General features: G+C 72.0%; 9 protein-coding genes. 2 read left to right on the top strand and 7 right to left on the bottom strand.

From position 1 onward, the window contains the following. Positions 1-45: 45 nt before the first annotated feature. From ygfZ to AB0I59_RS00185, 4 genes are all read right to left on the bottom strand, one after another. Positions 46-1,077: a CAF17-like 4Fe-4S cluster assembly/insertion protein YgfZ gene (gene ygfZ, locus AB0I59_RS00200; RefSeq protein ID WP_358128502.1), complete on the bottom strand. Its 1,032-nt coding sequence runs from the start codon at positions 1,075-1,077 to the stop codon at positions 46-48. A gap of 53 nt (positions 1,078-1,130) precedes the next feature. Next, the gene (locus AB0I59_RS00195; RefSeq protein ID WP_061253134.1) at positions 1,131-1,541 is read right to left on the bottom strand and encodes a Fur family transcriptional regulator; all 411 of its coding nucleotides are present in this window, start codon (positions 1,539-1,541) and stop codon (positions 1,131-1,133) included. Between the two features lie 377 nt (positions 1,542-1,918). Beyond that, the gene (locus AB0I59_RS00190) at positions 1,919-2,884 is read right to left on the bottom strand and encodes an NAD(P)-dependent oxidoreductase (protein ID WP_061253133.1); all 966 of its coding nucleotides are present in this window, start codon (positions 2,882-2,884) and stop codon (positions 1,919-1,921) included. 94 nt (positions 2,885-2,978) lie between these two features. Continuing rightward, positions 2,979-3,476: a heme-binding beta-barrel domain-containing protein gene (locus AB0I59_RS00185; RefSeq protein ID WP_061253132.1), complete on the bottom strand. Its 498-nt coding sequence runs from the start codon at positions 3,474-3,476 to the stop codon at positions 2,979-2,981. 88 nt (positions 3,477-3,564) lie between these two features. On the opposite strand from AB0I59_RS00185, the gene AB0I59_RS00180 reads away from it, so the two are divergent. Beyond that, the gene (locus tag AB0I59_RS00180) at positions 3,565-3,927 is read left to right on the top strand and encodes a DsrE family protein (protein WP_061253131.1); all 363 of its coding nucleotides are present in this window, start codon (positions 3,565-3,567) and stop codon (positions 3,925-3,927) included. A gap of 22 nt (positions 3,928-3,949) precedes the next feature. On the opposite strand, the gene AB0I59_RS00175 is transcribed toward AB0I59_RS00180, so the two are convergent. Both AB0I59_RS00175 and AB0I59_RS00170 read right to left on the bottom strand, forming a co-directional pair. Continuing rightward, positions 3,950-4,657, bottom strand: coding sequence for a type 1 glutamine amidotransferase (locus AB0I59_RS00175; RefSeq protein WP_061253130.1), 708 nt, complete (start codon positions 4,655-4,657; stop codon positions 3,950-3,952). A 33-nt stretch (positions 4,658-4,690) separates the two neighbouring features. Beyond that, on the bottom strand, positions 4,691-5,920 hold the full coding sequence (locus AB0I59_RS00170) for a MurT ligase domain-containing protein (protein WP_228645649.1): 1,230 nt from the start codon (positions 5,918-5,920) through the stop codon (positions 4,691-4,693). A gap of 217 nt (positions 5,921-6,137) precedes the next feature. Between AB0I59_RS00170 and AB0I59_RS00165 the strand changes: the two genes are divergently transcribed. Then, a complete protein-coding gene (locus tag AB0I59_RS00165) occupies positions 6,138-6,560 on the top strand; it encodes a YjdF family protein (protein ID WP_061253128.1) in 423 nt (140 codons plus the stop codon). A 40-nt stretch (positions 6,561-6,600) separates the two neighbouring features. On the opposite strand, the gene AB0I59_RS00160 is transcribed toward AB0I59_RS00165, so the two are convergent. Then, the gene (locus AB0I59_RS00160; RefSeq protein ID WP_358128496.1) at positions 6,601-10,659 is read right to left on the bottom strand and encodes a helicase HerA-like domain-containing protein; all 4,059 of its coding nucleotides are present in this window, start codon (positions 10,657-10,659) and stop codon (positions 6,601-6,603) included. Between the last annotated feature and the right edge of the window lie 50 nt (positions 10,660-10,709).

Genomic DNA, 10,709 nt, shown 5'->3' with positions numbered 1-10,709 from the left:
CGAGCCCGCCGTGCCGAAGGCGCGGCGGCAAATCAGGCACAGCTTTCAGCGGATCCGGCGGCGCAGGGCGGGGTCGATCTGGACGTTGCGGCCCGCGTCCGGGGGGACGACGACCTCCTGTGTCGCGGCCACGCCGCCGGCGAGCAGGACCGCGTCCACCGGGACGGTCCGCTTCACGACGGCCAGCGCGATCGGGCCGAGCTCGTAGTGGCGGGCCGCCGAGCCGACGAAGCCGATCTGCCCCGCCTCCGGCGCCCCGGCGCCCTCCGCGCCCAGCGTCACCGCGGCGCCGTGCGCCGGCAGGGTGTCCACGCTGCCGTCCAGGTGCAGGAAGACCAGCCGGCGGGGCGGGTGGCCCAGGTTGTGGACACGGGCGACCGTCTCCTGGCCGCGGTAGCACCCCTTGCTGAGATGCACCGCCTCTCCGATCCAGCCGACCTCGTGCGGGATCGTCTTGTGGTCGGTGTCGAAGCCGAGACGCGGCATGTGCGCCTCGATGCGCAACGCCTCGTAGGCCCACAGCCCGGCCAGCCGGAGCCCCAGGTCCGCCGCCACGCTCGCCAGCCGTACGCGAGGGATCAGGAGGTCACCGCCGACGACGACGGTCCCGTCAGGCAGGGAGTCCGGCAGGTGTACGGCACCGCCGGGAGCGGCGACGGAGACCACGGCGTAGTCGGAGGTCACGTCGGCGATCTCCACCCGCAGCATGAACCGCATCTTCTCCAGGAAGGCGACCAGTTCGGCGGCCGTGCCCGGCTCGACGTGCGCCCAGACCGCCTCGCCGTCGTCGATCAGGACGAGATGGTGCTCGATCCGGCCCTGCGGGTCGAGGAACAGCGTCTGGGCGGGGGTGCCGGGCGCGAGATCGTCGAGCTTCTGCGAGCTCAGGCTGTTGAGCCAGCTCAGCCGGTCGGGGCCGGAGACGCGGACGACCTCGCGGTCGCTCCGGTCGACGACGGCCTGACCGCTCGCGAGCGCACGCTGCTCGGCGAAGGGCTCCCCGTAGTGAGCGGCGACCGTCGCGTCGGGGGCTTCTGCGGCGACGGCTCCGGGTGTGTCCAGCAAAGGGCTGCGCATGCCTCAAGGCTATTGCCGCGCTTCACGGCCGCGCGCCTCGGGAGCCCGCGAGATCAGCGGCAGTTGCGGCAGCGGCCGAAGACGGTCAGGTGGCGGACGTCGGTGGCGAAGCCGAGCTCGTCCTCAAGCGTGCCGACCAGACCCTGCACCAGCTCCGGCCGGACCTCGGTCACCTCGTCGCAGCCCCGGCAGACCAGGTGGACGTGGTCGGCCTCGGAGGCCAGGTGGTAGGTGGGCGCACCGTGACCCAGATGGGTGTGGGTGACCATGCCGAGCTCTTCGAGGAGCTCCAGCGTGCGGTAGACCGTGGAGATGTTGACGCCGCGCGCCGTCTCCTGGACCCGCGAGCAGATGTCCTCAGGCGTCGCGTGACCGAGCGAGGTGACCGCCTCCAGCACCAGTTGACGCTGGGGTGTGACCCGGTAGCCGCGTGCCCGCAACTCCTCGTGCCAAGTGTCGGTCATGCACAGAGTGTACGAGTCTCAGGACCGCCGATCGGCACAAATCGACCTGCCGATTAATTCGCTTGCCGCTCTCCGAAGGCGTCGCATAACGTACAGGCACGCAGAAAGGAGGTGGTCCAGACAATGGTGATTCATTCTTGGACTAGCGAGGTGGCTGTCCGCTAGGACGCCGTCCATTCGGACCTCCGTCCGGATGTCGTACGACGTCCGGCGAATCCTCGACAGACACCGGAACCCCGGGCAGCCGGCGGCGTGGGAGACATCCCGCGTCTTGGTCCAGCCGGCCCGCCTCATCCTCGAGGCGGAGCGCGCCCGGGGTTCTTTCATGTCCAGAGAGTTCTCAGGGGTCCTGAGAGCTCTGGGAACCCCGGTCCCGGCTACGCGCGGAGGACCTCGGGGTTGACGCAGTGCAGCGGGGGCTCTCCGCCGAGCAACCGCACGATGTCCCCGCAGATCATCCGCGTGTGGTTCACCTCGGTGTCGTACGTCGCGTCGCCGATCCGCGGGGTGAGCAGGACGTTGTCCATGCCGGCCAGGGGATGGTCCGGCTCCTCCGGGGCGTGGTCGAGCGCGGCGCCGCCGAGATGCCCGGCCTTGAGCGCGCCGGTCAGCGCGTCCATGTCGTGCAGGTCGGCCCGGCCGGTGTTGATGAAGATCGAGCCCGGTTTCATGGCCGCGAACTCGGCGGCACCCATGATCGTGCCCGCACCGGTGTCCACGAGGCTGCCGCCCGCTCCGTGCACGGAGACCACGTCCGCCTCGGCGAGCAGCCGGTCGAGGCCGTGGCGTCCCTTCGGGGAGTCGGGGCCGTGGGCGATCACGCGCATGCCGAGCCCCTTCACCCTCCAGGTCACCGCACGCACCGACGGGCCGGAACCCACGATGCCGAAGGTGCGGCCGGCGAGCTCCCAGGACCGGTGGGGCTCCCGCTCCTCGTGGGCGCGGCCCGTCCGGGCGTCGCGGTCGGCCACCAGCAACCGGCGGCCGACGGCGAGCAGCAGGGCGAGGGTGAGCTCGGCGACCCCGTCGGCGTCGCGCCCGGGAGCGCACAGCACCGGGATCCCGCGGGCCGTGGCCGCCGCGACGTCCACGTTGACCGGCTCCGGCCGCGTACAGCCGATCACCATCAGGGGCAGGTCGAGCACCGGCCCGTTCACCTCGTCGGCCTCGGTGATGAGGATGCGGGCGTGTTCGGCCGCCAGGCGGGCGGCCAGTTCCTTCGCCGGCTGGGTCCGGAACGGGCGCCGAGGGAGTACCGGCTCGTAGATAACGTCGGCCAGCTCCCGCAGCCGCGCCCACGCGGGACCCCGCATCGGCGCCAGCACCAACGCCCGTGGCCTCATCGCCCCTCCTCGTCCGGTCCGTAGGTAGATATCGGTCGGGAGGGGCCGGGCGTGACAGATGAGTTTCGGCCGTGAACCGGCCGGTGCGGCGGGCCTATTCGTCGGGCGTGAAGTCGGCCACCTTCTTCAGCTCGGCCGAGGTGTGGGACTGCAGCGGGTGCCCCATGGCCGCCATGTCGTACGCGTACATGAGGTTGCCGTTGACCAGGCCGTAGAGCCGGTGACCCGCGGAGTACTCCTTCGCGGTGTCGGTGCGGGCCACGACGTCGGTCCGCAGCTCGATCTTGTGGAAGACGACCTCGCCCAGGTAGATCTCGACGATGCCGGTCGGGTGGGCGAGGCACACCTCGATCTGGCGCTCCGGCTGGATGCGCCAGAAGCCCGACTCGGTCGACAGCGGCCGCACCTTGTTGCCCTCGCCGTCGAGCAGCCAGGTCCGGCTGTTGTACGTCAGGAACGGCTTGCCGTTGTGCCCGAAAACGACTTCCTGCCCGAAGTTCGCGCTCTCCATCGTGGGGTAGCCGACCACGCCGGCTCCCTCCCAGCGGCCGAGCAGGAAGGCGATCGGCTCAAGGTCAGGGTGTACGTCCATGGGATACGAGCTTAGGGCGTGTCATGGCCGTCCGGCCCGGCCGCTACGTCCACCTTGTATGACTTTGCGGCGGATGTAGGCTGCGGGCATGGCACGATCTCTGGTCATCAAGGTCACGGCCGGGGCGGACGCGCCGGAACGGTGCAACCAGGCGTTCACTGTCGCCGCAGCCGCCCTGGTCAGCGGAGTCCCGGTGTCCCTGTGGCTGACCGGCGAATCCTCCTGGTTCGCGCTGCCCGGCCGGGCGAAGGAGTTCAACCTGGAGGAGGCCGCCCCGCTGGCGGACCTGCTCGACGCCGTACTCGCCGGCGGCAGGGTGACCCTTTGCACCCAGTGCGCGGCGCGGCGCGGCATCACGATCGACGACGTCATCGACGGCGTCCGGATCGCCGGCGCGTCCACCTTCGTCGAGGAGATCCTGGCCGACGGCGTCCAGGCCCTGGTCTACTGACGCGCGGGCCCGGTCCGCCGGATCAGCCGGGCAGGACGGCGGCGAGCCGCTCCTCGCGCAGGCGCTGGTACCACGTGTCATCGATCGGGGCGAGCGGTCCGGCCGTCCAGGCCAGCAGCAGGTCGGCGAGGCCGGGGTTGCGGGCCAGAGCGGGCCCGTGCAGGTAGGTGCCGATCACCTTGCCGGCGTAGCAGCCCTCGGTGCCGTCGCCGTTGCCCGTGCCGACGATCGTCCGGGACAGCGGCCGCACGCCCGGCCCCAGCCGGGTGACGCCCATGTGGTTCTCGAAGCCCGTCAGCGTGGGCACGCCCAACGCCGGGTCCACCTCGGCGGCCAGCTCGCCGACCGCGCGCCGCTCGCCACGGCCGGAGCTGATGTCGAGCAGGCCGATGCCGGGCACCGGCTGGCCCTCCTCGCCGCCGAAGACCGTGCCCATGATCTGGTAACCGGCGCAGACGGCCAGGAGCGCGGCCCCCCGGCCGATCGCCCGGTGCAGGCCGCCGTCCTTGCGCAGCCGCTCGGCGCCCAGGATCTGCGGCCGGTCCTCACCGCCGCCGATCAGGTAGATGTCCCCCTGCTCGGGCACCGGGTCGGAGGATCGTACGTGGACCGTCTCGACCGACATGCCGCGCGCACGGGCCCGCTGCTCCAGGACCAGGACGTTGCCCTGGTCGCCGTACGTGCTGAGCAGGTCAGGATAGATCCAGACAAGGCGAAGGTGAGAGGTCATGCCGAGACTCCACTCGTCGGGCGGCGGCCGTGGTCACTCCGCACGGCCGAACTCCGTTCGGATCTGCTGGAAGGCGGTGTAGTTGGCGATCACGTCGATCCGGCCGGGCGGCAGCACGGCGACCGCCTGCCCGAACGAGTCGCAGAGCTGGAACGGCACGCCCGCCACGTACAGCCGGAGGGCGAGGTCGCGGCGACGCTCGCCGGTGACCAGGACGGGACGCCCCATGAGAATGCGGTAGTCCACGTCCCAGAGCCAGGACGTGTCCCGGCCGTCGGGCCCCTGCGCGTTGACCGACAGGATGATCGGCAGCGCGGGGTCGGAGACGTCGAAGGCCTCCAGCCAGCCCGCCGGGTTCTTCGCGAGCAGCAGGCGCAGCGACCGCCCGTCCCGCTCGACCGTGGTGTAGCGCCCCGCGACCGAGGTGACCTCGCGCAACCCCAGGAGCGCGTGGCCGGGTTCGAGTCCGAACGCCGCCACGGTGGCGAGGGCGATCGCGCCGTTGGCGCGGTTGGCCTGGCCGGGAAGCTGCAGGTCCAGCCGCCAGCGTTGGCCGCGCGGGTCGATCACGTCCTCACCGTCGAGCACCCAGGACGGCGTGGGACGGCGGAACGCGCACTCCCGGCAGGCCCAGTCGGCGCCCTTGCGATCCAGCGGACCGCCGCACTCGGGGCAGCACCAGGAGTCCTCGCGCCAGCGCTGGCCCGCGGCCACCCAGCTGACTCTGGCCGCGCCGGACGCGGCCCAGGCCACCAGCGGGTCGTCGCAGTTGGCGATCACGAGCGTCGGCCGCGAGGCGAGGGCACGCCGCCACTTCTGGGCCAGCAGCCAGATCTCGGCCGCGCGGTCCATCTGGTCGCGGCTCAGGTTCATGAGGCAGACCACCCCGGCCTGGGTGGTGTCGAGCACCTCCGGGAGGTACTTCTCGTCCACCTCCAGCACGGCGTACGGAGCGTCCTTGGCCGAGGAGAGAGCCGAGACGTGACCGGCGGGCATGTTCGCGCCGAACGCGTTAGTGGCCACTTCTCCCAGCTGCCGCAACGCCGAGGCGATCAGGCGCGTGGTCGTGGTCTTGCCGTTGGTTGCGCTCACCAGCGCGAGCCTGCGGTCCGCCGCGAGCTGGCGGAGCAGATCCGGCTCCAGCATCAGCCCGACCCTGCCGCCGATGACCGATCCGTCGCCGCGCCCGGTGGCCCGGGACAGGGTCGCGGCCGTACGGCCCAGAGCACTGGCGAGCTGCGCCCGCAACGGAAGCTGACTCATGCGCTCCTCCTCATCCCGCTCACCATAGTGCGCTGCTCGATCCTATTCGGCTTCGTCCAGATCGCCGTCCGGGCCTATCGTTGGGGGCGCACACGAAAACGCGGTCCGGTTGGTAGCCCGGGCAAGCCACTTCGTATCCGCCCTCTCCAGGGATGTCCGGTGTGCCGGTGAGCGGCCTCGTCAGGCCGTCGGTCGGCATACGCACTGGAGAGCAGCGATGGTCACTCTTTCCGTCTTCTTCGATTCCCCGTTCTGGGTCGGCGTACTGGAGATCCACGAGAACGGCGAGCTGCGCGCGACCCGCGTCGTGTTCGGCTCCGAGCCCACCGATCCGGAACTCCACGAGTTCCTCATGCGGAACGGCGTGGCCCTGCTGGAACGGGCCGAGTCCGCTCCGCCCGTGGCCGTCGAGTCGACGATCGGGACGGCCGGGCGCCCCAACCCCAAGCGGGCCGCCAAACTCGCGAGCCGCGCGGTCACGACGATGCGGAGCACCGCCTCCCAGGAGGCGATGCGGCTGGAGCTGGAGAGCCGCAAGCGGCAGGCGTCGGCCGACCGCAAGGCCGACAGGAAGGCCGCCGACGAGCACCGGCGCGAGGTGGCCCGCCGCAAGCGCATCGAGCGCCGAAGGGACCGTTGAGCGCCGACCGTCCGCCTCCTCAGCTCACGCCCCAGCGAGGCTAGTCGGTGAACGAGAGCTCCGCCGGGGCGTCGCCGTCGAAGGGGAGGACGAACCGCCGCGGCCAGGAGAGCACGGTCTCCAGCCAGCCCGCGCCCATCGTCTGGGCGACGTACCTGAGGCGCTCGCGCGGCTCCACCGCGATGGCGACGGCCGTGATGTCCCGCTGGATGCCCTCGTGCTCGTCGTCGCCCAGGATCACCCGCCACGCCAGCGCGCGGTTGCGGTCCACCTCCATGGACAGCGGGTGGTGCCGCAACGCCTTGGCCCGGTGGCCGAGCAGTTCCGGCCGGGCACCGGCGGCCGCCGAACCGTCCGTGTCCCGCGCGTCCTGTCCGGCCTGCCCGGCGGGCCCGCAGCCGGAGCCGTTGACGCCCTGGTGCGGGTACGGCCGGCCGGAGGGGTCGGTGCCGAACAGCGCGTACTCCATGGACGGGGCCGGGCTGCGCAGATTGGGAGCCGGATGGCCGAAGGGGAACAGCCGGTCGACCTCGTGCAGCCAGCGCACCTGGGGGATCACCCAGGCGGTCCCCGGCCGCTCGCCCGCCTGGATCGGGATCGATCGTCCCTGAGGCCGTGAGGGCGTCACCGGTTCCTGGCGTCGTGTGCCGCCCTCTCCCCCGGTCGTCGCCGTCCCGTCGGCCGTCCCGTCGGCCTTCCTGTCGGTCGCCCTGTCGGCCGTCCCGTCGGCCGGTGCGGAGACCGCCCGGCCGGTCGCCGCCGTCTCATCGCTCGAATCGAAGGTCGCTCGGCCGGTCGGCCGGTCGGCATTCTGGCCGGCCACCAGGTCACCCATGCCGCTCACGCCGCCTACGGGCCCCTTGGCCGGAACGGCCGGAACGGCCGGAACGGCCGGAACGGCCGGAACGGCCGGAACGGCCGGGACGCCGGCCGTGCCGAGATCCGGTCGTTCGGCGGAGTCGCCGTCGGATCCGGCGGTGGCTTCGCACGCGGTCATCTGTCCGGAGCGGCCGCTCGCACGCTCGTCGATCAGCGATGGCGCGGATTCCACGGACCTCGCACCGGTCGGCTCGACCACCACGGAGCCGATCGGCTCAGAACCGGTCTGCGCGGAACGGCTCTGGCCGGAATCGGCCTGCGCGGAATCGGCCTGCGCGGAATCGGCCTGCGCGGAATCGGCCTGCGCGGAATCGGCCTGCGCGGAATCGGCCTGCGCGGAATCGGCCTGCGCGGAATCGATCCGCAGGGAGCCGAGCCTTCCGGTTCCGGTATCGGCCGTGCTCGCCGCCGTGGTCACCGCTGAGGCCGTCGCCGTACTCGCTGCCGTGCCCGCTGCCGAGGCCACCGTCTGGACCGCCGGGACGGCCGAACGCCCGGCGGACACCGTACCCGCGAAGGCCGCCGACCCGGGCGGCACCGGACCGTGCGCTTCCGCGTCGTACGTCGCCGGACTGTGGGACATCGGACCGTGCCCCGAGGTTCGCGCGGCCGGACAGGGAGAGACCGGACCGGGCGAACCATGGGACGCGGCGGCCGCGGCGTCGAGCAGCGCCGCCGCGACCTCGGCCGCCTTCTCCGTGAGGAGCGCGGGATCGAACCAGGTCCGCAGAGACCAGGCGCGGCGGGCGACGCAGTGCTCCACAAGCGTGGCCAGGAGGCACTCACGACGCTTCGGAGGCAGCTCGGCCCAGATGTCGGCGAGGATGCGCGGCACGCCCGGCAACGACCGGTTGGCCACGAACGCCAGCACCACCGTGTCGGTCCAGATCCGCAACCACGCCCACTCCGGCGCGACCGCGAGAAGGTCCGCCTCGCGGAGCTCGAACAGCGTGCACGCCTTGCCCGTACGGCACTCGCGCCCGCAGGCGGCGGAACGGCGGCCGCAGATGGGCGGGATGGGCCCGAGCATGGCGCGCTCGCGCCCCTCTCCCAGCGGCACCTGGACGCGCAGCGGGCGGTCCATGCCGTCGGCGAACACCGCCGCGTATCCCGGCTGGAGCGAGACGACCTGGCGCGACTGGTCCTCGCTGAGGTTCATCGCCGCGCCGACAAGCTGCCTGTCGTCTTCGGCCGGCAGCCGATGGACCACCTTCAGAGCCGTGTTCTTCACGACATCGGACACGAGCTTGGTCGGGATCTGCTCGGCCACCACGATGCCCTCGCCGTACGCCCTGATCTCGGCGAGCATCCCGGCCAGCAGCTCGACGGCGTGCGTGGAGGCGCGCTGGGAGCCGCGGTCGCGAAGCAGCCGGTGCGCCTCCTCGATCACGATGACGTGCCTGAGGCCGCTGACGCCCTCCTCATGGGACAACCCCTGGCGGGCCCGCATCCGCAGGTGCTCCACGATGCGGATGATCAGCGTGCCCATGAGGAACGCCTTGTCCTCGTCGTTGGCCACGTCCTCGATCGCGAGCACCACGTTCCGCTGGAGCAGGCCCCCGATGTCCGCAGGGTGGCCGCCCTCGAAGAACCGGCCCGCGCTGCCGACGCGGAGACTGCGCAGCCGCAGGCTGATGAACCCCTCGACGTCGGCCTGGACCTCGTTGCCGTACCCGATCTCCTGGATCACCTCCAGGGCGTGCTGCTGGAGCTGCTCCAGGGTGGGTATGGCGGGCTGGACCGCGGCCCCGGGGATGCCGCCGCCGGTGACCACGTCCCAGCCGTTGGCCTCGTAGACCCGTTGCAGGGCCAGGGACATGATCTGCGGGAAGGGCTCCTCGGCGTCGAACGCCGCCATGAACAGGGCGCGGACCATGTCGATGTGCGCCTGTACGGGATAGCCGGGCTCGGGCGCGAGCGGGTTCACGCTGAAGGGCACGTTGTCCGGCGCCGAGGGGTTGATGACAGTGAGCGGGGCCAGATGCTCGACCCGACCGGCCATGGCGGCGTACTCGGACTTGGCCGGTTCGATGGCCAGCCACGGGATCCCGGCCTTGGTGAGCTGCTCCAGGAGGTGCCGCACCGTCTGGGACTTGCCCGAGCCGGTGGCCCCGGTGATGAAGGCGTGCCGGTTGAGCGTCGCGAGCGGCACCCGGAACGTGCCGACCGCGCGGTCCTGGCCGTCCACGATCGCGCCGAGGTCGATGGTCTCGCCGCTGGTCGTGTCCGCCTCGCTGGTGACGTCGAAGAACCCCGCGTCGAGCACGCGCACCCCGGGAACCTCACGGCGCGGCAACCCGGCCAGCGCCGCCAGCGCTCCCGCCGTGGCCGCGAACGGCGCGGCCGCCCCGTCCGCCGGATCCTGCAGGGTGACGTGGAGCGCCTCGGCGAAGCCGTACACGGACTCGGGCGAGGACCCGTGAGGCGGTCCTGAGCGGATCGGCTCCGACAGGAGCGGCCCGGACATGGCGCTGCGCAGCCGATAGGGGTGGTGGCTCATCTCGACGGAACCGACGAGGACGGGCGCGATCTGCCGCAGCTCGTCCGGCCCGGCGGCGCCCGCGAGGACCCTGACGTTCCACAGCCCGGCCTCGCGGAAGGCGTCGAGCTCCTGCATCCTGCGCTCGGCCCGCTCCGCGTCGAACCGCGACCGCTCCGACGCGTCGCCGTACTGGCGCAGGACGTTGAGCTGGGTCCGCAGGTGGGCGACCTCGGCGTCGAGCAGGTCGGTGGGCTCGGCGACCACGACCCAGCCGAACGGCCGGGACATCAGCGTCACCAGCGTGGACTCGAACAGGGTCGGCTGCTTCGGCTCGTCCGGCTCGGGTTCCCTGCGGCCGTTGAGCGGCGGCGCCTGGCGGCCGGGGCAGGGCGTCCACACCAGGTCGGCGAGGTCGGCGAGCCACTCGTCCCCGATCTCGACGCCGCGGGCGCCTCCGGGGAACAGCAGCGGCTGCGGCCCGGTGGGCGTGACGTCGATCGAGGTGACGGCCCGCTTCGGCGGGCGCGGCGGCGTGAGCGGACCGGCGTTGGTGATCAGTTCGAGTGGCGCCCCCGCCCCTCGCGACAACCAGCCGATCACGAATGGCCGGTTGCGCTGCGCGGCGGACAGCACGGCCGGGAGGACCGTGACGAAGTCCCACTCCGCCGACGAGCTCCGTGAGGGCGCGGCGATGGCCTGGATCCTGTACCAGGGCCCGCTCAGGGGGAACGGATGCATGAGACCCCTCAGTTGACGGTTAACAGGGGAGAGACTCTTTCGTCGGTCAC

The organism is Microtetraspora glauca, from assembly GCF_040656155.1.
In the GTDB taxonomy this organism is placed as follows: domain Bacteria; phylum Actinomycetota; class Actinomycetes; order Streptosporangiales; family Streptosporangiaceae; genus Microtetraspora; species Microtetraspora glauca.
Note: the sequence above shows the minus strand (reverse complement) of the source record. Positions and strands in the feature narration are given on the sequence as shown.